The sequence below is a fragment of the Embleya sp. NPDC059237 genome, assembly GCF_042754105.1.
In the GTDB taxonomy this organism is placed as follows: Bacteria; Actinomycetota; Actinomycetes; order Streptomycetales; family Streptomycetaceae; genus Embleya.
Genome location: NZ_JBHZAE010000039.1, coordinates 1 through 23,527, shown reverse-complemented (window position 1 = coordinate 23,527; position 23,527 = coordinate 1). Strand labels below are relative to the sequence as shown.

The following is a 23,527-nucleotide window of genomic DNA, read 5'->3' as shown; positions in this document are numbered from 1 at the left end:
ACCTACGGTGGAACACCAGACACGTTGTGCGACTGCGCCCGGAGGCACCCGTTGACGGCGGGATCGAAGGAAGCGCGTGTTCCTCAGACAACCGAATCCCGCAGGTCACCCTGCGGATGCCATAACAGGTCACCCGGACCGGAACCACGGGAGGTCGCAGCTGGGCTCTGGGCCCAGGGACCTGCGCAGATGGGGGTCACAGCCCGGACGCCGGAGAACCGCCCCAAAGGCGGAAGCGAAAAATCCAGGAACCCACACACGGTCTGGTGTTGGGCGCGGGAGGGATCTCCCCGCTACCGAGCCGGCCGAGGTGTGCAGTGCGCGACGACCCGGACCCCGGCGAGCCACACACATACGAGATCCGACATCGTGCCCGGCTGCTCCTGGTGAGCGCTGGCGCGAGTCGCGCAACCGAACTTCCTTGTGCAGCCCCCGGTTTCGGCCGCGGTTGCCTGTCGTCCCCGTGCCGATCGTGGCGGGGGCGGCGGGGAGCACCGACCGTCTATCGACTGGAGCCCACCGAGATGACGAACACCACCATCACCGTCACCAGCACCGTTGCCGCGCTGCTCGGCCTGTCCGGGCCGGACGATCCGATCGTCCGGGTCGTCGCGCCGTACATCGAGGTCTTGGAGCGTGCGCAGGCCCGCGCCGAGGCCGAGTACATCGACCTGGAGGCCGGGACGTGGTCCGGCCTGAGCCTGGCCGAGTACGTGGCCCGCGCCATGGCTGCGGCGCAGATCTGACCGGCTGATCGCGCGAGGGACCACGGCGGCCGACACCTACACGGTGCCGGCCCCCGTGGCTGCTCGGCCGAGCAGTCGTACACAGTGCGCGACCCCGGGATAGCAGCCCGAGGCCGCGCCACAGGCACACCAGTGAAGGAAGAAGCCTGTGAGCGACATGATCGCACCAACGAACTTGCCCCGGAAGGGGACTTCCCCGCCGCCGCCCCCGCCGCCGGATCGTCGTCGTGGGGAGGCGGGGCAGATGGACGAGTACCTGCGCCGGGCCCGTTTGGCGACTGCCGGGGCGGCGGGCCGCCGGTCGGGCGGTACGCGATGAACACCACCAGCAGCAACACCCCGACCCCGCCCGAGAGTCCGGGCGACGCGGCCGAGCGCCGCGCCCGGGAACGGCTCGCCGAGGCATGGGCGCGGGCCCGGTCGGGCGGTGGCCGGTGAGCGCCGTCGAAGAGCACCGTCGTATCGAGGCGGCGCGCCAGCAAGCGCAGATGGAGTGGGCCGCAGCGCTGGCGCGGCAGGCGGCGCAGGCCGAGGCCGCCGAGGCCGCGGCGCGGCGGTTGGCCGAGTCGCAGGCGCGGGCGCGGGGTGGCCGATGACCGCCGCCGAGCGTGAGGCCGAGGCCGAGCGCGCCCGCCAGGACCAGGACAAGCAGCAGGCGGCGGCCGATCGTGCGGCGCGCCGCGCGGTCGCCGATGCCCAGTGGGCCGCCGCCGCGCGCGCTGCGGCCCGGCGCTGACCCCGCACGTCGCCCGCGCCCCGAGCAACCCGCCCGGGGCGCGGGCCCGACCGCGATGCGTGCACCCCTATATAGAGGAGAACCGCCATGGACTGGCGTCACGTCGCCGCCTGCCGGAACGAGGACCCGGAACTGTTCTTCCCGATCGGCACCACCGGCCCCGCGCTGCTTCAGATCGAGGAGGCGAAGTCGGTGTGCCGACGCTGCCCCGTGATGGAGCGCTGCTTGGCCTGGTCGCTGGAGTCCAGGCAGGAGGCCGGGGTGTGGGGCGGGTTGAGCGAGGACGAGCGCCGGGCGCTCAAGCGCCGCGCCGCCCGCAACCGGGCCGCCGCCTCCGCCTGATCGGTCCGGTATCGGCCCGGGCCCGGGCCGCCGACCGGCCGCCGCGACCACCGCCCGGTGGCCGGCCCAGTCCCTCCCGGCCGGGTCCGTCCCGGCCGGGAGGCACCCGGCCCCGCCGGCACCCCTGAGCGACACCACCCACAGCAACACGCGCCGGCCCCGACAGGGGCCGGCGGTTGCCCACTGCGCTGCGCCGGTCGACACCCGGCGCAGCGCAGTGGGGAGCCGGCCCGCTCGCGGGCGGCACCGCTGAACGACCGCGGCGGGCCCGGTGATTCGACCACCGGCCCGCCGCTCGGCACCCCCCGACAGATGGAGGAGAACCGTGCACCACATCATGCCCGGATCCGGAGGCGGATCCGGCGATCCCCCCATTCCCGCCTCGGCCGGGTTGGCCGCCCTGCTGGACGTGCCTCTCGTCCTGGTCGACGGCGTGCCCGACGCGCCGGGTCCGGTGACGGACCCGTGCACCGTCCCGCCGCGCGTCGCCCGGCGCGTGTGGCAGCTGGCGCGCGCAATGGTCCCCGGCCCGGCCGGCCTGGACTCGGCCGTGGTGCTGGTGACCACGTCGGGGTGGGGCGCGGACGCGCTCGGCCGGGCCACCTGAGCACGACCGACCCCACGAGGGCGGCCACCCGGATCCCGGGTGGCCGCCCTCTCCTATATAGAGGGAGGACGGCGCTGTGGCCCGTCGCACCACGACGAACACGAACACGAAGAAGGCCGCCGCCTCGGCGGTGCCTCGGTCGCGGACGCGCCCGGCGGACACCCGGCCGCCGGATCATCCGGGCCCGGCCGGTCCGGCCGGTGCCCCGGTGGGTGCGGCCGATGTCGATGTGCTGGCCGCGTGGGTGGACGCGCGCGATCGCGCGGCCGACATCGTGGACTTGGCCCACGCCCGCGCCGAGCAGCTGGTGGCCGACGCCGAGGCGCGGGCCGATCTGCTCCTGGCCGACGCGCGGGAGTTGGCCGCCGTCGACGTCGCCGAGGCCGAACGCGCCGCCCGCGAACACACGGACACCGCGCGGGCCGACGTCGAGGCGGCGCGGGCCGAGGCGGAGACGATCCGCTCCGACGCGCGCCGGGGCGCGGCCGAGATGCTGGCCGCCGCCGAGGCCGAGGCCGGGCAGGCCCGGGAGGCCGCCTCGGTCTCGGCGCGGCGGGTGGTGTCGGCCGCGTCGATCGAGGCCGAGCGCCTGGTGGCCGATGCGCGTGAGCGGGCCGCCGAGGCCGAGGCCCGGTGCACTGCGGCGCAGCGCACGGCCGGGCGGATCGAGGCCGAGGCCGAGCGTGAGGCCGCCGCGGTGCGGGACGCGGGCGAGCGGGCGCGGGTGTTGGCCGAGGCGCAGGTGGCCGATGCGCGCGGTGTCGCGGAGCGGACGGTGGCGGATGCGGTGGCGGCGGCGGATCGGATGCGGGCGGACGCCGCCGCGTACGCCGAGCAGCTGCACACGCGGGCCGAGGAACTGCACGAGCGGGCGCGGGTGGTGGCCGAGGCCGCCGAGGCGTCGGCCACCGACGCGGAGCGCGAGCGGGCCGAACGTGCCGAGCGTCAGGCGGAATCGCTGGCGCGGGTGCGGGATGCGGCCGAGGCCGAGGCGGAGCGGCTGGTGGCCGAGGCCCGGCGGCAGGCCGAGGCGGACGTGGTCGCGGTGATGCAGCGGGCCGAGGCGCAGGTGCGGGAGACGACCCGGGCGGCCGAGGCCGACCGGGAGGCCGCGCGCCGGACGCGGCGCAGGACCGAGGCCGATCGGGCGGTGTTCGTCGCCGAGAGCGCGAAGCGCGAGAAGCAGAAGTCGGTCTTCACGCTCGTGTTGACATGGGCGGCGGTGGCGGCGGGGATCGTGCTCACCGCGAGCGGCGAGTTCCACCTCTACCAGGCGCTCGGGTTCGGCGTGTTCGCGGCGGCTGCGCCGGTGTGCATCGACACCTACGTGATCGCGGCGATCCGTACTCGGCGTGAGGTTCTGTGGGCGGTTTCGGTGATGGTCGCCACCAACGCGATCGCTCATCTGCTTCCGGCGGACCCGGAACCGGGGGTGCGTATCGGCGTCACGGTGGTGGTTTCGGCGTTGGCGCCGATCGTGCTGTGGCGGGTGCATCAACTGATGCACGGACCCGGCCACGACGCTGGTTCCGACGAGCCGGTTCCGACGCTCGTCGGGCCCCCGGTTTCGAGGCCGGTCCCCGCCCCGGCTCAAACGGGGTTTGACCTGCATGGGGATCGCCTCGAAACCACTCCCGCACACCGCCCCGGAGCCGCACTCGGAACCGCCTCGGCGACCGCCGTCGTGGAGCGGGTCGAAACCGCCCCGGTGGCCGCCGTCGGAACCACCCGGCGAACCACCCCCGCGACCACCCGCCGAACCGGGTCCGCGTCCGGCCGCAAAACCGGCGCCGCGAGCGATCGCCGAACCGGTGCCGGTGGTCGGGACGAGCGCACCGACGAGCAGGTGATCGCCGAGGCCGAACGACTGCTCCTCGAACGGGGCGGTGCGGTCAGCGCCCGACTCGCCCGCACGACGTTGAAGGTCGGCCACTACCGCGCGGTGGAGATGGTCGGGATCGCCCGCGAGCGCCTGGCCGACGCAGGCGTGGAACTCGCCCCCGAACCCGACGACGACTGACCAACCACCGCGAGGAGCGGCCCGACGGCGGGTCGCCCCTCGCGTCGTGCCCACCCCGACGACATCGACCAGAGAGAGCAGGCCCCATGTTCGACGACGAGGACGAGTTCGAGGACTCGGCCGCCGCCGCGCACCGGCGGGAGATGGCCGAGATGCACGCCGCGTACGAGGAGATGGAGATGGCCGAACTCGCGGAGTTCATGGCCGAGATGGACGCTCGCGACGCGGCCCGTGCGGCCGAGCGCGAGCGGGACTGACCTGCACAAACACACCGCCGACGTGTTCGCCGGTCCCGGTGCGCGCTCATCGCGTCCCGGGGCTCGGCGTGGGCGCCGCGCGCCGCACCGCCCGTACGACCGCACCGCCCGCGTATCGACCCGAGCGAGGACGAGAACCATGGACATCAACGACCTTTTCACCGAGCAGGGACTGAGAACCTTCACCCAGGAGCGCCGTGACCTGCACCTGAGCGACGCGCGCGAATACGGGCAGCTCGCCCAGGTGCTCCGCCGCCGCCTGGAACAGACCCCGCTGGACGGCGACGGTATGGGCGCCGCGTGGTGGCGTGCGCGGCGGATCTACCGGCACCTGCGGAAGATGGAGAGAGCGTCCGCGCGGGCGGGTGCGCAGGCTGAAGCCCTGTACACCGCCTACGTCCAGCACGTCCTGGAGGAGCCGCAGCGCCGGGCGGTGGAGGACACCCGGCGCGAGGAGCGGCGGACGGCGCGGCTGGACCGCAACGCGGAGCGGCGGCGGGCGGCCGGGGCGGTGGTGGGTGGGTCGTTGGCGCAGTCGGCGCGGGCTCTGCACGCCGAGGGGAGCCGGCAGCGTCACCTGGACGCCGAGCCGCACCTGTACACGGTCGCCGACGAGGACCAGGCGGCGCCCGTCGTGCCGTCGGTCGTGGACTTCTTCCCGCCGAAGCGCGGGGGGCAGCGGTGAAGCGCTCCGAGAAGCGGGCGGCGGCGAATCGTGCGCTGCACTGGAACCGGAAACTCGCCGAGGCGCAGACCCCGGAGCAGCGGGCGACGGTCTGGCTGAACCTCGCCAGATCGGCCGCCGCGCGGGCGGAGCGCGAGGGTGACACGTCGGTGTGGGACGCACTGGCCGAGGTGGCGCAGGAATTTCATACCCGTCACGGAACGTGACTTCATCTTCTTCACTTCACCGGCCGGAGCCCCGTTGGGGCGGGCCCCCTGTGTGTGCGCATGCGCACGCGCGAGGGTCCCCGATCCGGTCACTGTCTGTCAACCCAGAAAGGGGCCGAAATGGCCGACGAGGAGGGTCCCCCGGGGCCCGACGAAGCACCGGACGAGCGGTTGGCGACGGTGTACCCGTTCCCCCGGATCGGCTACACGCCGCCGCCGGTGGACCCCGAGACGGCGCCCGGGGAGCCGGCCGCCCCGGTGGATCCGCTCGCGGGTGTCCCCGCCGAGGACGCGGCCGAGGAGCCCGCGCCGGGGCCGGTGCGGCGGTCGCCGTGGGAGTCGGTGGCCGCGCTGTCCGAGCCGTCGGACGCTCAGGCCCGGACGGCCGTGCCGTTCCCCGACCCCGACCCCGGCGCGGATGCGGACGCGGACCGGGTGGGAGCGGTCGCCGAGCACCCGGCCGACGCCGGCCCGGAGCAGCCGGGCGCGGCCCCGGCGCTGGGGGCGCTGTCGGCCGCCGCGGTGCTGGCCGCGTCCGTGGCGACGCTGCGCGGGATCCACGCGGTCGCCGCGTCCGCGCGCGAGGGCAGGAAGGGCGGGACGAAGGGCTCGTCCGGCACCGGCGGCGGGTCGGGCGGCGGCGGTAGTCGCGGCGGCGGGTCCGGCGGCACGGGCGGCGGACGCGGATCCGGCGGTGGTAGTCGCGGCGGTTCGAGCGGCGGTCGCGGTGGCGGGTCCGGCGGTACGTCGGGCGGCCGACGTTCGGGAGGGACCGGCGGCGGATCGGGCGGCGGACGCGGTTCCGGTCGCGGCGGCGGTTCCGGCGGCGGATCCAAGGGTGGCATCGGTAGTGGGCGCGGCGGCGGCACGGGCGGAGGCGCCGGGCGCGGGTCCGGCGGCGGATCGGGCGGCGGTCGTGGATCCGGCGGCGGCGCCGGGCGCGGTCGAGGGACCGGCGGATCGTCCGGCGGCACGCGCGGTGGCAGCGGCGCGGGCGGGTTCGGCATCGGCCGTCGAAGCGGCGGGGCGGGCGGCGGTCGCGGTGGTGGCCTCGGCGGTGGCGGGCGTGGTGGGGGCGGCGGGTCCGACTCGGGAGGCCGGGGCGGCGGTACCGGCGGCGGCCGTGGTGGCCGGTGGCGCAGCCCGACGACGGGCGGAACGTCCTCGATCCCCAAGGCGCATCGGAAGAAGGCCGCCAAGGCCGCCGCGAAGAACAAGGCGATCAAGGGCGGCGCGGCCGGTGTGCCGGAGCGGGCAGGGGACGATCCGAGCACCCTGCGCGGCGCGCTCCGGCACGAGTCCGCGCGTCGCCTGCGCAAGCGCCTGCGGCAGCGGCGCAAGACGCTGGTCCCGGTCGTGTCGAAGGCGAAGGACGAGCCGGAGCCGGAGGGTACGGCCGAGGTCGGCCGGGACGAGCCGACGGCCGAGCCCACCAAGGACAAGAAGGGCAAGGCCGGCAAGAGCAAGGCCGGCACGGCCGACAAGGGCAAGGCCGGCGAGGTCGGCAAGGACGAGGCCGGCAAGGACGAGGGCAGGGACGGGGGCGTCCGGCGCGGCGCGGCGCGGGTGGAGTCGGCCCGGCGGTTGCATCGCCGGTTGTCGGCCGGGCGCGAGTCGGCGACCCGCGCGGTCCGGCGCGGGGCGGGTCGGGGGTGGGTCGGTGTGCACCGGGTGATCCGGGTCGAGTCGCCGAGGCACCGCCGCCGTGCCGGGCAGCACGCGGCGGCGCCGGTGGCCGGCACCGCCGCCACGACCGCGCCGAGTACGGCGGGTTCGGCGTCGGGTGGTCCGCTCGTCGCGGCGCTCGCCGCCGCGCGTGGGGATGCCCCCCGCGAGGGGCGGCGGCGCAGTCCGTGGGAGTCGGCGGGGATGGCCGCCGCGTCGGCCGCGCCCGCGGAGGCTCCCGTGGTCGAGCGCCTGGACCGCGAGGCCCGGAACGGGCCCCGGACACCCGACCCGGGCCCTGCGCCCGGCTCCCGTTCCGATGCGGGTGCGGGCGCGGGGGGTGCGGATCCGCCGTACACCCCGCCCCCGTCCGCTCCCCCGACACAGACACGAACACCCCAGGATCAGGAGGCGTCGATGGCACGCGGGAACACGATGGCCCGAGGCGGCGGGGACGGCGGGATGGCCGCCGAGCACGCCACGGAGATCACCCTCGATCAGGTGCTGCGGATCGTGGAGCGCACGATGACGCACGCAATGAGCGCGTACGAGGACGCGGCCACCCTGGCCGACCAATGCCGGACGTTGGCGCGCCGGTTGGACCAGTTGCGCGGCCATCTCGCGTCCGCGCACAACGTGATCGGCCCGCGGACGCAGGCCGCGTTCGGGCTGCTGATCGAGCAGACCGACCTGATCGTCCCCCAGGGCCACGACCTGGCGACGCGGGCCCTGTCGGCGGCCGAACACGCAGAAATCGTGGACCAGTCCATGCACGACCGGTACCGGCCGGTGCAGCGGGCCGCCGCCGACGCGGGCCTGTACGCGCCGTCCGCCCGCGCCCACAACATCCAGTAGGAGGAAGACCGACATGGGTGATCTGGTACCGGTCAACACCGGTGAGATGGTGTCCGCCGACGGGGCTTCGTTCCCCGCGATCCAGCGACAACTGGCCGATCTGGCCCACGTGGCCGGCCTCCTGGAGGAGGCCCTGGGTCGGTTGACGCGGCGGATGCAGCACAACGCGGACCTGTCGCGGGTGATGGGCGAACAGGCCGCCGCCGCCGAGGTGGACTCGACGGAAATCGCGCAGATGGAAGAGGTGACCACCGCGCTGTCGGGGGTGGCGACGGTGTCCGCCGCCGTGGCCCGGCGCGCGGACGGCATCCGCACGGCCGCGCTCGCCACCCAGGCCGCGCACGACGCCGAGTACCGAGGCGTCTACGAAGCAGTCCAGGCCGTCGGGACCCAAGCGAAGGCCGGGTTCTACCGCAACACCTGAACCGCCGAGCCCCCACGCACCACACGAGAGGTCCGCGCCCCACCCCGGGGCGCGGACCTCTCGCGCATCCCGACCCCGACCGCCGGCCCCGAACGGAGACCACCACCGTGACCACCAAGACGACCAAGACCCCGAGCACGACCAGGAGCACGGGCACGACCGCGGACACGACCGCGGACACCGAGGCCGACGAGCAGCGGTACGTGTCCCTGGGCGCGCTCCGGCGGCGGATGACCGCCGAGCGCATCGCGTACGTGGCCGGGTCGGTGGGCCTGGTCATCGGACCGCACACCGCCGCCGGTGCGGGCCCGGACGCGGTCCTCGGCTCGTACGGCGCGGCGGGTGCCACCCTCGCGTGGCTGACGCTGCGCGCCGGATCCGACGACCACCACGGACTGCTGCGCACCTGCCACCGGGCGTTGCCCGTGCTGACCGGCGCGGGCCTGTACGCCGCCTCGGTCACCGCGCCGGGCGCCGCCTGGTGGGAATGGATCCTGCCCGCGGCCTGGGGAACGGTGATGGGCTGGATGACCCCGCTCACCCGCTCCACCGACGCGATCGCGATCCCCGACGCCCCGCCCGCCGAGAACGTCCCGGCGCAGCGGTCGTACACCTACCCCGAGGCGCTGGCCGCGATGTGGGAGGCCGCGGCGCTGGCGCCCGGGACGCGGCTGGTCGCGATCCGCCAACTCGCGGAGGACCGGCCCGATTTCGACGCGGTGATCGTGGCCGAGCGCGGCGCGGCCGTTCCCAACCTCAACCCGGTGGCGTTGGCCGCGGTGTTCGACCTGCCCACCGATGCGGTGAGCGTGACGTCGATTCCCGGATCCGGCCCCGGGCGCATGGCGCTGACGGTGGCTCCGACTCTGGGCGGCGCGGCGGGCCCGAGCGACCTGCCCGGTCTGTGGCGGTCGATGGTGTCCGACCCGGGCGGCGCCGCCCCCGGGATGCGCCTGATCGATCACAAAGTGGAGGAGAACCGGATCGTGTTCCGGGTCCAGGCCGAGGCCAGGAAGATGATCAAGCTGCCTCAGGCGGAGATCGCGCGGGCGCTGGGCATGACGGATGCCGAACTGTGCATGGTCGAGACCAACGGCCTCGGCGACGGCCTGGTGTCGGTCTACCGCGAACACCCGCTGCTGGACGTGCGCGAAGCCACCGTCGAGGACCTGACGATGGACGAGCGCGGCCGGATCCGCACCGGCCTGCGCCACGACGGACGCCCCGCCCACCTGGCCCTGTACGACCCGGTCCTGGGCGCGATGACCGACCTGATCGTCGGAGCGCCGGGCGCGGGCAAGAGCGTGACCCTGCACACGATCATGATCGGGGAGCGGATCAGCGGGGTCGTGTCCATCGCCGCCGACGCGCAGAACGGGATGAGCTTGCCCGAGGCGAACCACCGGATCTACCACTTCGGGGCGGGCCGCGCGGCGGTCCTGGCGACGCTCGTCGCCGCCTACGAACTGGCCCAACACCGCGAGAAGGTCAGCTCCGCCAACGGCTGGAGCGGGTTCGCGATCAACGACCCGTGGCCATTGGTCAATTTGACCCTGGACGAACTCAACCTGATCCTGGCCGCCGACGCCGACGTGCCCAAGCTGTTCAAGACCGCCGTGGTCGGGCTCGTCTCCAAATTCCAAAGCACGGGCCGCAAATTCGGGATGGGCATCCGCCTCGCCGCGCAAAGCATCCACCTCGAAGACCTCGGCGACAAGGACAAGATCCGCGCCAACGCCAAGCAGGGCACCGTGTCCCTGGGGCGGACGAACTCCAGCACGACGCAGCACATGGCGGCCGACGGGGTGATCCCGCGCGGCATCTCGATCGAGCCCATCCCGATGTATTTCGGGGGCGGCGGCAACGACATCGACGCCGCGTTCGACGGCCGCGAAGTCGTCACCGGGCCGATCACCGCGGGCATGTCCTGGTACATCCAGGGCGGCACCGTCTACCTGATGCGCAACTGGCGCGCCGTCAAGGAAAACAAGACGTACCCGCACCTGATCTCGTTGTACGAGTCCGCCCCGATGCCCGTCCTCGGCGCGGAGGAACACGAGATCTACCAGCGGGCCTACGCCGAAGCCCTGCCGTGGGCCGAGGCGTTGCTGCTCGGCGACGCCGACGACGGCACCGACCCGGCCGCAACCCCGATCGCCACCCCCGGCGGCACAGCGGACGCCCCGGCCGCCGCCCGGCCCACCGCTCGCCCGGCCACCGTGAAGGACCGCATCCTCGCGCTGCTGGCCGACGGCGGCCGAAAGAGCACCAAGGATTTGCGCGAGGGGATTCCCGACGCGACCCCCACCGGCGTGTCCAACATGCTCAGCGCCCTGCACCGCGAGGGCCGCATCGAGCAGTACTCCCGAGGCGTGTGGCAACTCCCCGCGGCCGAGCCCCAGCCCGACCCGACCGACGCCGAGTAGTTCGTACGACCGCCGTCCCGACCGGCCCGGATCCCCGTCCGGCCCGGCCGGGGCGGGGGCCGCACGAGCGACCCCGACCGGTCACAGGAGAGGAAACCCCATGAGCACGAAGAAGACCTGCGCGGACTGCACGAACCCGGCCACCTACATCGCGATTGCCCCTCCGCGGAGCAACCACGGGACGCACGAGTTCTGCGAAGCCCACGCCGCGGAGATGGAGCGCGAGAGCCGGAAGAAGCACCTCGGCTACCTGGTGCGGCCCCTCGTCTGATCCACCCGGTGCCGACCGCACACCACCGCACCCGACCGCCCCGACCGGCCCGCACCTCGGAGCCGGTCGGGGCGCAGTCGTACGAGCACCCCGACCAGCGAGGAGCCCACACCATGAACACCGACACCATCCGGACCCACGTCGACACCTACACCCAGGCCCGGCGCGCCTACACCGAACGGCTGCGCCGCGTCGGCCCGCGCGACGGCCACGTCATCGTCCACACCCGCATCGACGGCCGCACCTACGCCCCGACCGAGTGCCGGATCAACGCCGCCCGCGCGGCGATCCGCCGCGCCCGCCGCAGCCACACCGTCCACATCCACGACGCCACCGGCCGCGACGGCACCCCGATGCGCGTGGTCCACGTCCGCTACGCCCCCGGCACCTGGGACGGCGTCACCGACCTGGTGGACATCTACGAGATCGCGGTCGACACCCTCACCGCGCTGTAGGCCGATACGCGACCCGCGAGCGCGGCCCCGACCGACCCGCACGCCGGGCCCGGCCGGGGCCGCTCGCACGACACCCCAACCCACCACCGACAGGAGCAACACCCATGCCCACGAACGGACACCACCCGACCCCTGCGCCGGTGGCGCATGATCTCGATCGCCTGATCGTGGCCCAGTACACCCGCGCCGAGATGCGGCGGGAAATCGACCGGCGCACCGTGTGGACGTGGTCCGCGCTCGTGCCCAGCGCCGCCGGGCGCGTGGTGGAGATCGACCCGTACACCAGCCTGACCGAGGCGCAGCGCGAACTGGTGGCGATGTACCGGGAGATCGACCCGGACTCGGCGCTGCGCTGGGCCCCGATCCCGCTGGACGGCGGCCACGTCCTGGAGGCGCGGGCGAGCGCCGCCGCCGCGTGGACCGACACCGCGCACCGGATCGTGCCGTCGGTGCGCAGCCTGCACGGCTCGTGCACCGAGGACGGCCCCACCGACACGACCCCGCCCACCCCCGCCGTGGTCCTGGACACCGCAGACCTGCGCCTGGTGATCCGCGGCCTGCGCGAGGAACTGGACGCGTGGATCCGGTGGCACGGCGAATACGGCCACGAGGCCGAAACGACGTGCACGTCCGGGTGTTTCGGCGGCCGGATCGCGCCCGCCTGCGTGGACTGCATCGACACCGCCGCCGCCGTCGACCGCCTGCCCCACGGCCTATTCGCCGACCCGGCCGCGCCCGTCGACGGCGGCGGCCGGTGACCGAGGTCTACCCCTACCACCACGCCCCCCGACACCTGCGCACCCGCCGACAGCTGCGCGCCGCGGGCCTGCGCCCGGGTGGCCAGGACCCGGTGGCCGAGGTCAGGTGGTGGGGCGGCCTGCGGGTGGCCTATCTGTACGACATCGGCCGCGCCCGCCCGGTCCGGTCGATGACCCCGGGGCGTGAACGCGCCCTCGCCGAGGCGATGCGGGCCCGCCGCACCTGCCCGGCCTGCCTGATCGACACCGGCTACTGCATCCCTCGCCGCTACGGGATCTGCCTCGGCTGCGTCGACGCCGACCGGGCCCGAGAAGACCGGGAGTACGAGGAGCAGCAACCGCCCGAGCACGACTGCGACCACACCTGAAAACGCCCCCGGACGGCCGACACCGCTACCAACGAAGCGGCCGTCCGGGGCCCCAACCCGCCCCCTTGCGGGGGCAGATGGAGCACCCATCGTGTCCGTGTCCACCCACCACCGTCCACCCACCCCCACCGACCCCGACACCGCGAACACGTCCGCCGAGCGATCGGTGTACCGCGAACGCGCCGAACTGATCGCCGATCTCGCCGCGCGGTGGCCGTCCGTCCTGGTGACCTCGGCCCCCGACCTGCCCGAGTACGCGATCGTCCACATCCACCCGCCCACCGGCCCGATGTCCTGGCACATCCACCCCGACGACGTGCCCCTGTTCGACCACGTCCGCCGCGTCGGCGCCGATCACCCGCGCGCGCAGTGGGACGGACACAGCACCGGCGAGAAATACGACCGGCTCCGGGCGCTGCGCCCCGCGCCGTCGACGGCGCCGCGCCCGGTGCCCGGCGCCCGCACCCTCTACCGCGACGGCCGCGGAGACGCGTGGATCACCTCCGCCACCGACTCCGCCCGCATCCGCGCGCTCACCCCCGAAAGCGCGCCGCCCCGCTACGCGACCCCGGCCGCGATCGAGCACGAGACCGGGATGCTGCTCGCCGTCTGCACCGCCCGATGACGTACACCCTCCCCACCACCTGGGAGCGCGGATCGCTGCGCATCGCCACCCCCAGGAGCCGCCTGGACACCGGCCTGGTCTCGTGGCGCTGCAACACCTGCGGCGCCCGCCGGACCCACGCGCTGCGCCGGGCCGAGGACGCCCGCGCGGCGGGCGACGAGTGGCACGCACACACCTGTCCGCCGCTGCCGGCGGGGTGGATGACCGCGCCGGCCGAGATGCCGTGCGACGCCTGCCGGATCCACACCCGTACCCGGTGCCCCCGGGGCCGGCCGCTGCATCCGTCCTGCGTTTCCACCCGCCCCCGCACCACCACGAAGGGACGCACCACATGAGTACGCCACCGATCCGGGTCGTGTCGTTCGGCTACGGCCACGGGCCGGCGCCCGACGCGCACATCACCGTCGACCTGCGCCCCCGGTTCCGCAACCCGCACCACGACCCGAGCATGCGCGAGCGGACCGGCCTGGACGCCGACGTGTACGCGCACGTGCTCGCCACCCCGGGGATTGAGATCCTGATCGCGGGCATCGCCCGCGCGGCCCTGGACATGCACACCGCGATCGGCGGCCCCGTCGTCGTGGCCACCGGATGCGTCGGCGGCCGACACCGCGCCGTCGGCGCCGCCCGCCGCCTCGCCGACCACATCACCGCGGCCGGCATCGCCGTCGACGTCCACCACCGCGACGTTCACCGGCCGGTGCTCACCGGCACCGCACACCGCACCACCTGACCGACGCCGCGGCCACCGACCCCACCCCGGGGCCGGTGGCCGCTCCACGACACCGATCCGAACCGGAGACGACATGAGCGCGCCCACGTGTGCCCGCCGCTGCCCGACGGGTGGCTGACCGCGCCCGCCGACATGCCCTGCGACGCCTGCCGCGCGTACACCCGCGCCCGCCCGCTCGCCGACCCTGACCGACCACGCGGGGCGGCCGACCCGGCCGCCCCGCCCACCGAGAGGAACCCCGATGCCCGACAAGCCCACCGACTCCAAGCTCGCCGCCGCGATCGCGCGCGACGACGCGCGCGAGGCCGGCGGCATGCACAGCGACGACCGGGTCACCTGCTGGACCCATGAGTGCTGGGCCGAGGACTGCGCGGACGACCCGATGCACACCCGCCCCAGCGCCCGCCACCGCCCGCGCCGGGCCTGACCACCCACCGACGACCGACGGACCCACGCGGCCACCGACCCCACCCCGGGGCCGGTGGCCGCCGGCACGGCACCACGCGGACCGGGCCGAGCCTGACGACACCGACACCGACAAAGGCCGGCCCCCGAGGGGGCCGGCCTTTTTTGCGTTCCGGGGTGTCTGATCGGTCTGTCTAAAAAATTAGACATCACGGTGTCCGGCCACGCGGTCTCTGACACCGCGTGATCGGACACGCGATCGTCTCGTCACATCGATGTCCGGACATGCGATGTCCGGCCGCGTTCGCGCTGCGGTGCGCCCTGGTGTGCGCCGCCGCGCCCGGCGGACACTGGGGGCGACAACACCCGCGACACCGACCGATCGAGGACGGACGCCATGGCCGAACACCACGTGCTGCGCACCCACATCGGGGGCGCGCTGGTCGACCTGCCCGGCACCATAGGAGAGATCAGAGCCGGCCTCCCCGAGGACCGGCGCGCCGCGTTCGACGCCGCGATCGACGCCACCCCGCTCCACCTGGTCCCCGCCGTCGCGGCCCGCTGGGGCCTGCCCGCCGAGGCCGTTGCCGAGGACGAAGAGGCATTCCGCCGCCTGGAGTCGGGCGACTACTCGGGCGTGGTCTACGCCGACGACCTCCCGGACTGGCAGGGAGAGGCGTAGGTGAGCCGGTACCGGATCGCGTTCGACCCGATCGCCACCCGCGTCCGCGCGGACATGCCCGCCGACCTGCGCGCCCGGTTCGACCGCGCGCTGTCCTCGCTCGCCTCGGACCCCTACGGCCGCGACACGACCCCGGTATCGCGGTCCGAGCCGGACCGCCGGCAGACCGTCGCGGCCGGCTGCATCACGGTGTACTACGTCGGCCGGGAGATCATCACCATCACGATCGTGCGGATCCAGCCCCCGCCCTGACGCCCGGCCACACGGCCCCGGCTCCGCCGTGGCCGCCGGACACGCCACCGGCAGTGTCCGGCGGCGAGGACGATCCCGCGCCTGATCCTGTCACGGTCGGTAGCCGGCGGCCGGGGTCCCGGGTGCGCCGTGTCCGGCCGGGCGCGGGGCGCGGGATCGTCGTGTCCGGCCATCTCTCCTGTAGGGCACACGAGAAATGGCGCGTCGCCGGCCCCGGACATCTCTCGTGTGCCCTACACGAGTGGTGTCCGATCGGGGCGTCGGTGCTCAGCGCGTCGTCTTCTTCGCCTTCTCCTTCGTCGGCGTTGCCGGTGCCGTGTTCGGGGTGAGGAGTCGTCCATCCCGGGACACGGTCAACCCCAGCGCCGCGGCCACCTGTACGAGGTCGGTCGTCATATCTCGCACCAACCGCGCCGCCTGGTGCGGATGCTCGCCGTGCGCCCGCCGCACGCCGGCCCGGCTCACGTTCCGGGCCACACGCGCCAACCGCTCGCGCGTCGCCGACAAACTCTCGATCGCCGACGCCGCCGACGCCGCGCTCCCGGTTTCCGCCGGCTTCTCCTGCGCCGCCGGGGGGGTGTAGCCGGCCGCGCGGACGGCCTTGCGGATGCCCGCCGCCGTGAGCCGGCCACCGGACGCCTCCCGCGCCGCCGCGATCACCTCCCGCGCCGTCTCGGGCCGCTCCGATGTCAGCACCGGCGCGAGGGCTCGCGCCTGCGCCTCCACGATCGGATCGTCCACCACACGCGCCGCCGCGACCATCAGCGGCGCGGCCGTGATCAGTTGGTAGGCACGCGGCCGGCTGATCCCCCACCGACCCTCGGCGTACCCCTCGAACGTGGCGTGTGTGGCCCGGTACAGGCCGGCCGCGCGGATCGCCTCCAGGGCCATCCCGACCTCCACCACGAACCGGGCCCGCGCCGCCGCCATCGTTCCGCGCGCCGTCTCGTGGGCAGCCTGGATCACCGCCTCGTACACCCGTAGCTGCTCCTCCGGCGTGCCGATCGCCTCGGACGCCGCCACGACCTGCGCCCGGCGCGCGGCCGGCACGGCCGCCGCCGCCACCTCCGCCCCGGTGGAGATCTGGTCCCCGACCAGGATGTTCGTGCTGCCCTCGGCCGGGGCGGACGGCTTGGGCCGCTCCCGCCTCACCGCCGCCTTCCGGGCCGGCTTCCCCGCGCCGGCACTCACGCGGCGGCCTTGATCAGGCGCTCCGCGAGAGCGGCATACAGCGCCCGGACCTCACGGCCCGCACCCGTCCGGATCTCGCTCAACGGCAGCGCGGACTCGTCCGCGTCCTGGATCGCGGTGCGCACCGGGATGGTCGGCTCCCACAGCAGCGGCCCCAAACCCGGTACCTCCGGCAGATTCTCGTGTTGGGCGACGTGCGCGGGCCTGCGCACGTCGAACCCGCTCTCGATCATTCCGATCATCCGGGGCGGCGGAGTCGACATCTCCGGCCCCTTGTCCTTGACGAACTGCATGAAACGCAGGACCGCCTCGATCGAGTACAGCTCCGGTTCGGTGACACCGACCACCAACGGCGCGGCGGCCAGACCCAGTTGTGTCAGGTGGTAGAGCGACGGCGGACAGTCGATCAGCGTGTAGTCGATCCCGTCATCGACACCCCGCAGGGCCAGTTCCAGACGCCGATGGGAGCCGAGGACGCCCGACTCGCTCATCCGGTCCTCCAGTTCCAGCGTCGACGGGCACACCGCGATCCGCGGCGCGTACTCCGCATCCCACCCACACGGCCACATCCGGTCGGCCGCAGCGCCCGCCGTCCCGGCCTGGATCGCCTCGGAGACCGTGCGCCCGCGCGGGTTCGGCACCCCGAGCCGCTTCGACGCGTTGCCCTGCGGGTCCATATCCACCACCAGCACCCGATACCCGCCCACGGCCAGAGCCTCGGCCAGACGCACGGTCGTGCTGGTCTTCCCGACTCCGCCCTTGTTGTTGCCCAGAGCGATCCGTGTCGCCATATCCGCATGCCCGTCTCTCGTCCACCGGCCCCGAGGCCGCCACGGGCACCGTAGCGGGACCACAACCGCAGCCGGGGGTGACATGCCCCAAAGAGTGCAATACCGCCCGCCCGCTCAGCCGCTCGGGCGGGTGTTGCCGGTGGTGGCGCTCATCGCTGTTCCTGCGCGGGTCGGGTACGTCGCGCGTGCGCGGCGGCGCCGGCCCGGATGGTCTCCACCGCTGTGGCGACGTCGCGCAGCACCGCGAGGGTGGTGGCCGGGTCGTCGCCGTCGACCAGGGCGATACCGGCGAGATGATCCAGGATCCGGGAGGCGTGCGCCGCGACCACCGCGTCCGGGTCCGGCGGCGCCGGGTGTTCCACCGGCCCGGCCGGGGGAGCCGTGTCCGGGATCGGTTCCGGCGTGGCCTCGGCCGTGGGGATCGGTGTCTCGTACGCGTCCAACGCCGGCCCCACGTCGTGCCCGGACCCATCGTTCGGTGTGTCGTACGGGTCGATGCGACGTGCCGTCCACGGCCGGCGCGGGCCCGCCGCGCCGGAGCGCCGGGGCTCGCGCAGCCGTGCGGTCACGGCCCGGTCCTCGGCCGGGGTCGGCGGCAGCATCGGAACCACCTCCCGGGGCCGCCACGCGGCCTCGGTCCCCCACTCGTACGCGCACCGGTGGCAGCGCCACATCCCGGGTGCCTCGGGCGTGACGTCCGTCGACCAGCACGAGCCGCACCGCACCGGTGCGCGGCGCGTGCGGCGGCGGGTTCGGCGCAGGTGCCACCTCATGTGATCGCCTCCAGCCCTGTGGGGTGCAGACCGTTGTACACCGCTCACCCACGGGTGTGGAGCGCGCCGCTCCGGATAGGGCGCCCATACTCGGACACATGCACCAAGATCCATCCCCGCAGCCACCCGGGCGCGACGGCATCGCGCCGCCCGGGTGGCCGCGGGGCGTGCGTCCGCCCGGCGAGGCGGGGTGGGAGGAGACCGCCGTGGCGTGGCTGTTCGATCAGGTGCCGCCCGGGTACCGCGATCACCCGGTGCTGCGCGCATACCCGCTGATCCTGGCCCGGATGGCCCGCCAACACGTCGCGGCCACCCTCGCCGCCGCCCGGGACGGCTACGGAACCGCCCGGGTGGATCTGCGCGACGCGATCCCGGTGCACGCGATCGACGGGGTGCTGAGGATGTACGAGTACGAGGGATCCCGCGCCGCCGCGACCGAGCGCGCCGTGGTCCTGGTCGAACGCGCGCTCGCGGGTGAGCGGTGGCCGGCCCGGCCGCCTCGAACGGGGGGCGATTTTTGAAACCGGCGGCCCCGGACCGGGGTTGCCTACCGTGTTGCCGTACCTGTTGCCCACCGTGTTGCGTTTCGTATTGCCCACCGTGTTGCTCACCGTGTTGCTCACCGTGTTGCCTGCGCGTCCGACCCCACGGGACCGTTTCCCCTGGTCACACCCCCCCGAACAGCGGGGGGCGGATGTGGACTTCTTCCCTGGGCGACCCCTGGGCCGGGTCGTCCCGCTCGAACACCGCCCACACCCGGCGCCCCGCTACCACCGACCCGAGCACCCTCCGAGCACCCTCCGAGCACCCTCCGAGCACCCGGGCCGATGGCCGATGCGGAACAGCCCCGACCCGCCCGGCTAGCGGTTCGGGTCGTCCCCGCGCGCCGCGCGCACCGCACGCACCAGCTCGTCCCGCGCGGCCGGCCGAGGCAACACCTCGTCGTCGTCCGGGCCGGCCACGATCCACCGCCCGCCCGACACCTCCGCCGCGACCCGTTCGGCGGCCTGCGCCACGGTCGCGGTGTCGTCGGCGCTGCCGTGCGACCCGATGCCGTGCCACTCCCCCGGATCCCACACCACCAGCACCTCCCCGAGATGCACCGCGCACCCGAACGCGGAGTCCTCGGCGCCGCCGCACGCGGCCACCCACCCCAACAACAGCCGATCCGCGTCGTCGGTCGGCCCGTCGCAGTCGTGCACCGACCGCGCACCCAACGGACACCGCCCCCCACCGCCGCCGCGCGGCTCGTCGTGCTCCTGGTCCTCGATGTGCTCGGCCACCCGGGCCCCTCCCGTAGTCGGAGCCCACATCCTCACCCGACCGACACCGCCGACGCGGAGGCTTCGAGCAATCCGCCGCCGACAGACCCCACGCTGTTCGCCGATCGCGGGCGGACGTCGATGTCGTACCGACCGATGTCCACCCGCGACCCGCCCGATCGACCTCGGGGGATGGGTCGAACCGGCGCGGCCGATCCGGCGACGGGGAGACGCCGAACCACCACACCGGACCCAACGACCGGCGCGCCCCGGGGTGACGCGGCGCCGCGCACCCCCGGACCGTTTACCCGTCGCCTGCCCCGTCGCCTGGGGCGTCGCCTGCCCCGTCGTCCTTGGAAACGACGGGGCCCACGCGGGTGTTCGGGCCGGTCGGGGGCGAATGTGCACCCTCGAAAATGCGCAGGCTGTATAGGGGTTCATCGTGAGTAACCCCAATCCACCCCGGCCGCCCCCGGCTCACGTCCAGCGCATCCCCAACGCGTCCAACTCCGCGATCCGCTCCTCCGAGAGCTTCGCTCGCCTGCTCCTGGTCGTGGTCACCCACACCCCCAGCCGTACGTCCTCGGGCCACCCGTCGAACGCGGTCACCGTCTCCACGTGGGCGCGCGGCACCTCCAAATGCCCGACCCGGGCCCGGTACGCCGCCGCCGCGCCCACCGCGATCGCCCACGCCTGCTCGCGGGTGCGCTTCGGCCGAGGCCCGTCCGGCACCGGCACCGCCGCCCCGGCCTCGGCCGCGACGTCGACCGTCGCGGGTGGGGTGAGGCCGAGCGCGCGCAGCTGTTCGCGCTGCGGCTCGTTTAGCCCGTCCCACCCGGACCGCTGCCGAGCCACCCACCGCCCGATCGCCGTCCCCCGGTGAACGACGTCCAGGCCCACGTCGTCCAGCCGGCCACCCTCGCTCCGCTCGCCCCGCTCGCCCCGCTCGCCCCGCTCGCCCCGCTCGCCCCGCTCGGCCCGCTCGGCCCGCTCGGCCCGCTCGGCCCGCTCGGCCCGCTCGGCCCGCTCGGCCAGGTACTCGGCCGCGTGCGTCAGGTGCCGCTGCCACGCCACCGGCCAATGCGGCGGATGCCACGGCTCACCCTCCACCAACGCGTCCAGCGCCGCGCCGCGCCCGGCAGGCAGTTCGCCGCGCCGGTCCTGCGCGCGGCGGTTCGCGAGCCACGTCCCGATGGGGTAGCCGTCGACCACGGCATCGGTCGGCGCCGCCAACGTGCCGTGCCTGCGCGCGTATTCACGCGCTATGGCCAACCCGTCCTCCCACGCCTGATCGTGCACCGACCACACCATCCCGAGCGATTCCAGCCGTTGAATCTGCCCACGCTCCAAATGATTCCTGGCGTACTCGGCGCGCATCTCGGAAATCCAGCGCCCCAGCGGGAATTTGATTCCGTGGTGATCGATGTCAACAGCATCAATGGGAATGACGAGGTTCCCATGGGCTCGTTGGTAGCGCTCGGCGGCGACGTATCCGCGCAACCAGTTCCGGGACTGCGGATCGACCACACGCAATTCCACGAATTGCGAGATCTGCGCCGGGTCGCGCAGCGCCGAATACCGCAGGATCGGCCGCCACTCGGGCCGCTCCCCCTCACCCTGCGCCCCGTCCTCGGCGTCGGTGTCCTCGGCGGCCGGCTCCTCGAAGCGGTCGCCCTGGGCGTTGCCGTCGACCTGCGGCACCGCCAGCACGTCGCAGATGGACGCGTCGTGCGCACGCAACGCCTGAAGCACCCGCTGGAGGGGTCGCCAGCTGGGGGAGACGAGCATGTCGTCCCGCGTCTCGTCCCGCTCCAGGAAGATCGGGATCACGATGGTCGCCAACTTGGTGCCGGCGGCCGACGGCCTGATGCACCTGCCCACGGCCTGAACAATTTCGACAATGCTCCCCTTGGGGTCCAGGATCGCGATCGAGTCGATTTCGGGCACGTCAACCCCCTCGCCGAGCACCCTGCAATTGCTGACGAAAGCCCTGGTCACGGCCACGCCGTCCGCATCCGCGCCGGCCCCGAACGCCCCCAACACCCGCCGCCGATGCTGCGGGTCGTGCTCCCCCGAGATCCAGTCCGCCGCGATGCTGCCCGGGTACGCCCCCGGCGTGCCCCGACGCAGCCGCTTGAACGCCTCGGGCAGGCCCACCGCGAACGCCTCGGCCTCGATCGTCCGGTGATGGAACGTCAACACCCGGCGCAGATCGTGTTCCCACGCCAGTTTCAGCAGCCCCGTTTGCAGCGCGGCCAACCGCGCTCCCCGATACGCCTCGACATCCGCCGGTCGCGTCGAGAGCCGGTTGAGCCGGCTCCCGCTCGCCGCGGCGGCGGCCTGGACCTCGGGGTCCGTCACCTCCGCCACCACGATCCGAAAAGGCGCAACCAGCCCCGCGGACACCGCCGCCGACAGGGGCAGCGAGTAGGAAACCCTGCCGAACAGCCTCTGATCGTCCATGGACGCGGCGTATCCGACCGGCAGGGGTTGGTAGGCGGTCCGGGCCTCGGGCTCCTCCTCGTCCTCGTCCTCGTCCGGGCCGAATTCCTCGTCACCCCCCTCCCACCCCTCCCACTCGTCCAGTTCGGGGTCCGGGTCCATGGGATCCAGTTCGGGTACGGGCGGGTCCTCGGCCAGCGCCGCGTACGCGCTGCCGGGCGGCGGCTCCCAAATCCGGGGCGTGGCCGTCATGTACAGACGCCGCGCCGCCGGTAACCGCCGGTTGTCGTGCACCGCGGCCCACGCCTTCCCGAGCGCACCGGAGGTTCTGTGCGCCTCATCCACGACCACGAGGTCCAACGGCGCCGGGGGTTCGAGGCCGTACACGCCCCGCTGCGCCCTCAGCAGCACCCGCAGGGAGGCGTAGGTCCCGAACACCGTGAGATGCCGCGTACGGCCCGACCAGAGGGCGTATTGAGGCGCGCTGGTGGTGCACCGGACCCCGGCCGCGTCCAGCGCCGGATCACCCCGCAGGGAACAGACGGCGATCATCGGCCCGGTACGCCCTGCGGCCCGCCACGCGGCCACCGTCTGCGTCAGCAAGTCCAGGGTGGGCACCAGGACCAGGACCCGGCCGTGGGGCGTCAGACGGGCCGCACAGGCCGCCGCGATGCGGGTTTTGCCGGTGCCGGTCGCGGCCACCACCTGCGTTCGCAGACCGGCCCACGGCCCGTCACCCGCACGCAGCGCCGCCATCTCCTCCGGAGGGGAAGCGAATTCACGCGTGACATTTTGAACGGCCTCGCGCTGATGAGGGAAAAGCGTCGCTGTCATTCCATGGGTCCCGTCGTCCGGATCCGTAATGTCGAGTAGAAGTTCCGTGGTTCCGACATGAATTCCACGCGATTTCCTCCGTGGCTTGTGGATTCGACTTCCGGATTCACTACGCGACCGGGTGTGTTGTCCATGGGGTTCGATGGGAGGTCCGGGGTGTGGTGTCGGGTGCGCCTCGGGGGTGCTGCGCCGGGCCTTGACCGGCTGCTCTTGGTCCTCACCGGCGGCCGGGGTTCGTGCTGGTCAGATGGCATGTGAGAGGCGGAGTGGGTCGGTGTTGCGGGTCCGATGCGAGCCGGCCCCGGACCCCGATCCGGCGCTGGGGGTGGTCCTCATTTTCTGGGATCTGTATGGACAGTGTTGTCTAAGCTCTGGAGTGGCGTCAAGGCGCGTGGGTGTGCCATGATGGTGGCTCGGGGACGGGTTCGGCCGAGTGTTCGGGACACGAGACCTGATGGCCCGTCAGGTATATCTGACTGTACGTCAGATGGATTCCGCCGCCACTTCCAATATGGGAAGCGGCGGCCGAACCCCCGCCCCCCGCCCCCTATTTCGCTGCCAGCGGGCCCGCAACGCGGGCCTGCCCTCCGCAACGCGGAGGGCCTTCCAAGACGGCGCAACGCGCCGTCTTGTGGGGTCCGCAACGCGGACCCCGGCACCCGCAACGCGGGTGCCCAGCACTTGCTCGGCGCAACGCGCCGAGCTTCGCTCGTCAG

28 protein-coding genes are annotated in these 23,527 nt (G+C 74.0%); 23 read left to right on the top strand and 5 right to left on the bottom strand.

The genetic code is table 11. The features are described from left to right. Nucleotides 1-524 precede the first annotated feature (524 nt). The 22 genes from ACFXKZ_RS51250 to ACFXKZ_RS51145 all read left to right on the top strand — a co-directional run bounded on the left by ACFXKZ_RS51250 (nt 525) and on the right by ACFXKZ_RS51145 (nt 15,518). Nucleotides 525-746: a hypothetical protein gene (locus tag ACFXKZ_RS51250; protein WP_380015091.1), complete on the top strand. Its 222-nt coding sequence runs from the start codon at nt 525-527 to the stop codon at nt 744-746. 315 nt (nt 747-1,061) lie between these two features. Further along, nucleotides 1,062-1,184, top strand: coding sequence for a hypothetical protein (locus tag ACFXKZ_RS51245; protein ID WP_380015088.1), 123 nt, complete (start codon nt 1,062-1,064; stop codon nt 1,182-1,184). Between the two features lie 154 nt (nt 1,185-1,338). Further along, nucleotides 1,339-1,482, top strand: coding sequence for a hypothetical protein (locus ACFXKZ_RS51240; protein WP_380015085.1), 144 nt, complete (start codon nt 1,339-1,341; stop codon nt 1,480-1,482). An 87-nt stretch (nt 1,483-1,569) separates the two neighbouring features. Continuing rightward, complete coding sequence (locus ACFXKZ_RS51235) at nt 1,570-1,824, top strand: WhiB family transcriptional regulator (RefSeq protein ID WP_380015082.1); 255 nt, start codon at nt 1,570-1,572, stop codon at nt 1,822-1,824. 325 nt (nt 1,825-2,149) lie between these two features. After that, entirely contained in the window at nt 2,150-2,431 is a 282-nt protein-coding gene (locus ACFXKZ_RS51230) for a hypothetical protein (protein ID WP_380015079.1), read from the top strand. Between the two features lie 208 nt (nt 2,432-2,639). Further along, nucleotides 2,640-4,451 carry a hypothetical protein gene (locus tag ACFXKZ_RS51225; protein ID WP_380015076.1) on the top strand — a complete coding sequence of 604 codons (1,812 nt, stop codon included), beginning with the start codon at nt 2,640-2,642 and terminating at the stop codon, nt 4,449-4,451. Between the two features lie 86 nt (nt 4,452-4,537). Beyond that, nucleotides 4,538-4,708, top strand: coding sequence for a hypothetical protein (locus ACFXKZ_RS51220; RefSeq protein WP_380015073.1), 171 nt, complete (start codon nt 4,538-4,540; stop codon nt 4,706-4,708). 139 nt (nt 4,709-4,847) lie between these two features. Next, nucleotides 4,848-5,393, top strand: a complete 546-nt coding sequence (locus ACFXKZ_RS51215; RefSeq protein ID WP_380015070.1) for a hypothetical protein — start codon at nt 4,848-4,850, stop codon at nt 5,391-5,393. After that, nucleotides 5,390-5,599: a hypothetical protein gene (locus ACFXKZ_RS51210; protein WP_380015067.1), complete on the top strand. Its 210-nt coding sequence runs from the start codon at nt 5,390-5,392 to the stop codon at nt 5,597-5,599. The genes ACFXKZ_RS51215 and ACFXKZ_RS51210 overlap by 4 nt, the downstream gene beginning before the upstream one ends. A gap of 120 nt (nt 5,600-5,719) precedes the next feature. After that, on the top strand, nt 5,720-8,119 hold the full coding sequence (locus ACFXKZ_RS51205) for a hypothetical protein (RefSeq protein ID WP_380015064.1): 2,400 nt from the start codon (nt 5,720-5,722) through the stop codon (nt 8,117-8,119). A 13-nt stretch (nt 8,120-8,132) separates the two neighbouring features. Further along, nucleotides 8,133-8,543, top strand: coding sequence for a conjugal transfer protein TraB (locus ACFXKZ_RS51200; RefSeq protein WP_380015061.1), 411 nt, complete (start codon nt 8,133-8,135; stop codon nt 8,541-8,543). 107 nt (nt 8,544-8,650) lie between these two features. After that, nucleotides 8,651-10,969 carry a hypothetical protein gene (locus ACFXKZ_RS51195; protein WP_380015058.1) on the top strand — a complete coding sequence of 773 codons (2,319 nt, stop codon included), beginning with the start codon at nt 8,651-8,653 and terminating at the stop codon, nt 10,967-10,969. A gap of 100 nt (nt 10,970-11,069) precedes the next feature. Beyond that, nucleotides 11,070-11,240, top strand: coding sequence for a hypothetical protein (locus ACFXKZ_RS51190; protein WP_380015055.1), 171 nt, complete (start codon nt 11,070-11,072; stop codon nt 11,238-11,240). A gap of 113 nt (nt 11,241-11,353) precedes the next feature. After that, a complete protein-coding gene (locus ACFXKZ_RS51185; protein ID WP_380015052.1) occupies nt 11,354-11,695 on the top strand; it encodes a hypothetical protein in 342 nt (113 codons plus the stop codon). A 104-nt stretch (nt 11,696-11,799) separates the two neighbouring features. Further along, nucleotides 11,800-12,453 (top strand): hypothetical protein, encoded by a 654-nt coding sequence (locus tag ACFXKZ_RS51180; RefSeq protein WP_380015050.1) that lies wholly within the window; start codon nt 11,800-11,802, stop codon nt 12,451-12,453. Then, on the top strand, nt 12,450-12,821 hold the full coding sequence (locus tag ACFXKZ_RS51175) for an RRQRL motif-containing zinc-binding protein (RefSeq protein ID WP_380015047.1): 372 nt from the start codon (nt 12,450-12,452) through the stop codon (nt 12,819-12,821). The genes ACFXKZ_RS51180 and ACFXKZ_RS51175 overlap by 4 nt, the downstream gene beginning before the upstream one ends. A 91-nt stretch (nt 12,822-12,912) precedes the next feature. Continuing rightward, nucleotides 12,913-13,446, top strand: coding sequence for a hypothetical protein (locus ACFXKZ_RS51170; RefSeq protein ID WP_380015044.1), 534 nt, complete (start codon nt 12,913-12,915; stop codon nt 13,444-13,446). After that, a complete protein-coding gene (locus tag ACFXKZ_RS51165) occupies nt 13,443-13,781 on the top strand; it encodes a hypothetical protein (protein ID WP_380015041.1) in 339 nt (112 codons plus the stop codon). Before ACFXKZ_RS51170 ends, ACFXKZ_RS51165 begins: the two co-directional genes overlap by 4 nt. Beyond that, entirely contained in the window at nt 13,778-14,179 is a 402-nt protein-coding gene (locus ACFXKZ_RS51160) for a hypothetical protein (RefSeq protein ID WP_380015038.1), read from the top strand. The genes ACFXKZ_RS51165 and ACFXKZ_RS51160 overlap by 4 nt, the downstream gene beginning before the upstream one ends. Nucleotides 14,180-14,420: 241 nt before the next feature. After that, nucleotides 14,421-14,606, top strand: a complete 186-nt coding sequence (locus ACFXKZ_RS51155) for a hypothetical protein (RefSeq protein ID WP_380015035.1) — start codon at nt 14,421-14,423, stop codon at nt 14,604-14,606. Nucleotides 14,607-14,981: 375 nt separating this feature from the next. Beyond that, nucleotides 14,982-15,266 (top strand): hypothetical protein, encoded by a 285-nt coding sequence (locus ACFXKZ_RS51150; RefSeq protein ID WP_380015032.1) that lies wholly within the window; start codon nt 14,982-14,984, stop codon nt 15,264-15,266. Further along, nucleotides 15,267-15,518: a hypothetical protein gene (locus ACFXKZ_RS51145; protein ID WP_380015029.1), complete on the top strand. Its 252-nt coding sequence runs from the start codon at nt 15,267-15,269 to the stop codon at nt 15,516-15,518. 267 nt (nt 15,519-15,785) lie between these two features. Here the strand turns inward: ACFXKZ_RS51145 and ACFXKZ_RS51140 are convergent, their stop codons facing one another. From ACFXKZ_RS51140 to ACFXKZ_RS51130, 3 genes are all read right to left on the bottom strand, one after another. Continuing rightward, nucleotides 15,786-16,709 carry a hypothetical protein gene (locus tag ACFXKZ_RS51140; protein WP_380015026.1) on the bottom strand — a complete coding sequence of 308 codons (924 nt, stop codon included), beginning with the start codon at nt 16,707-16,709 and terminating at the stop codon, nt 15,786-15,788. Beyond that, a complete protein-coding gene (locus tag ACFXKZ_RS51135) occupies nt 16,706-17,500 on the bottom strand; it encodes a ParA family protein (protein WP_380015023.1) in 795 nt (264 codons plus the stop codon). The genes ACFXKZ_RS51140 and ACFXKZ_RS51135 overlap by 4 nt, the downstream gene beginning before the upstream one ends. 149 nt (nt 17,501-17,649) lie before the next feature. Then, nucleotides 17,650-18,102, bottom strand: coding sequence for a hypothetical protein (locus ACFXKZ_RS51130; protein ID WP_380015020.1), 453 nt, complete (start codon nt 18,100-18,102; stop codon nt 17,650-17,652). A 269-nt stretch (nt 18,103-18,371) separates the two neighbouring features. Here ACFXKZ_RS51130 and ACFXKZ_RS51125 point away from each other — a divergent pair, with 269 nt between their 5' ends. Next, nucleotides 18,372-18,794, top strand: coding sequence for a hypothetical protein (locus tag ACFXKZ_RS51125; protein ID WP_380015017.1), 423 nt, complete (start codon nt 18,372-18,374; stop codon nt 18,792-18,794). A gap of 339 nt (nt 18,795-19,133) precedes the next feature. Here ACFXKZ_RS51125 and ACFXKZ_RS51120 read toward each other — a convergent pair whose 3' ends face one another. Both ACFXKZ_RS51120 and ACFXKZ_RS51115 read right to left on the bottom strand, forming a co-directional pair. After that, complete coding sequence (locus ACFXKZ_RS51120) at nt 19,134-19,556, bottom strand: hypothetical protein (RefSeq protein ID WP_380015014.1); 423 nt, start codon at nt 19,554-19,556, stop codon at nt 19,134-19,136. Nucleotides 19,557-20,012: 456 nt separating this feature from the next. Continuing rightward, a complete protein-coding gene (locus ACFXKZ_RS51115; protein WP_380015011.1) occupies nt 20,013-22,811 on the bottom strand; it encodes a Helicase associated domain protein in 2,799 nt (932 codons plus the stop codon). Nucleotides 22,812-23,527 lie beyond the last annotated feature (716 nt).

What these genes read in the sequence shown, in the direction of transcription:
- ACFXKZ_RS51250 (WP_380015091.1), top strand. Translation starts at nt 525, where the DNA reads ATGACGAACACCACCATCACCGTCACCAGCACCGTTGCCGCGCTGCTC.
- ACFXKZ_RS51245 (WP_380015088.1), top strand. Translation starts at nt 1,062, where the DNA reads ATGAACACCACCAGCAGCAACACCCCGACCCCGCCCGAGAGTCCGGGC.
- ACFXKZ_RS51240 (WP_380015085.1), top strand. Translation starts at nt 1,339, where the DNA reads ATGACCGCCGCCGAGCGTGAGGCCGAGGCCGAGCGCGCCCGCCAGGAC.
- ACFXKZ_RS51235 (WP_380015082.1), top strand. Translation starts at nt 1,570, where the DNA reads ATGGACTGGCGTCACGTCGCCGCCTGCCGGAACGAGGACCCGGAACTG.
- ACFXKZ_RS51220 (WP_380015073.1), top strand. Translation starts at nt 4,538, where the DNA reads ATGTTCGACGACGAGGACGAGTTCGAGGACTCGGCCGCCGCCGCGCAC.
- ACFXKZ_RS51215 (WP_380015070.1), top strand. Translation starts at nt 4,848, where the DNA reads ATGGACATCAACGACCTTTTCACCGAGCAGGGACTGAGAACCTTCACC.
- ACFXKZ_RS51205 (WP_380015064.1), top strand. Translation starts at nt 5,720, where the DNA reads ATGGCCGACGAGGAGGGTCCCCCGGGGCCCGACGAAGCACCGGACGAG.
- ACFXKZ_RS51200 (WP_380015061.1), top strand. Translation starts at nt 8,133, where the DNA reads ATGGGTGATCTGGTACCGGTCAACACCGGTGAGATGGTGTCCGCCGAC.
- ACFXKZ_RS51190 (WP_380015055.1), top strand. Translation starts at nt 11,070, where the DNA reads ATGAGCACGAAGAAGACCTGCGCGGACTGCACGAACCCGGCCACCTAC.
- ACFXKZ_RS51185 (WP_380015052.1), top strand. Translation starts at nt 11,354, where the DNA reads ATGAACACCGACACCATCCGGACCCACGTCGACACCTACACCCAGGCC.
- ACFXKZ_RS51180 (WP_380015050.1), top strand. Translation starts at nt 11,800, where the DNA reads ATGCCCACGAACGGACACCACCCGACCCCTGCGCCGGTGGCGCATGAT.
- ACFXKZ_RS51165 (WP_380015041.1), top strand. Translation starts at nt 13,443, where the DNA reads ATGACGTACACCCTCCCCACCACCTGGGAGCGCGGATCGCTGCGCATC.
- ACFXKZ_RS51160 (WP_380015038.1), top strand. Translation starts at nt 13,778, where the DNA reads ATGAGTACGCCACCGATCCGGGTCGTGTCGTTCGGCTACGGCCACGGG.
- ACFXKZ_RS51155 (WP_380015035.1), top strand. Translation starts at nt 14,421, where the DNA reads ATGCCCGACAAGCCCACCGACTCCAAGCTCGCCGCCGCGATCGCGCGC.
- ACFXKZ_RS51150 (WP_380015032.1), top strand. Translation starts at nt 14,982, where the DNA reads ATGGCCGAACACCACGTGCTGCGCACCCACATCGGGGGCGCGCTGGTC.
- ACFXKZ_RS51135 (WP_380015023.1), bottom strand. Translation starts at nt 17,500, where the DNA reads ATGGCGACACGGATCGCTCTGGGCAACAACAAGGGCGGAGTCGGGAAG.
- ACFXKZ_RS51130 (WP_380015020.1), bottom strand. Translation starts at nt 18,102, where the DNA reads ATGCTGCCGCCGACCCCGGCCGAGGACCGGGCCGTGACCGCACGGCTG.
- ACFXKZ_RS51125 (WP_380015017.1), top strand. Translation starts at nt 18,372, where the DNA reads ATGCACCAAGATCCATCCCCGCAGCCACCCGGGCGCGACGGCATCGCG.
- ACFXKZ_RS51115 (WP_380015011.1), bottom strand. Translation starts at nt 22,811, where the DNA reads ATGACAGCGACGCTTTTCCCTCATCAGCGCGAGGCCGTTCAAAATGTC.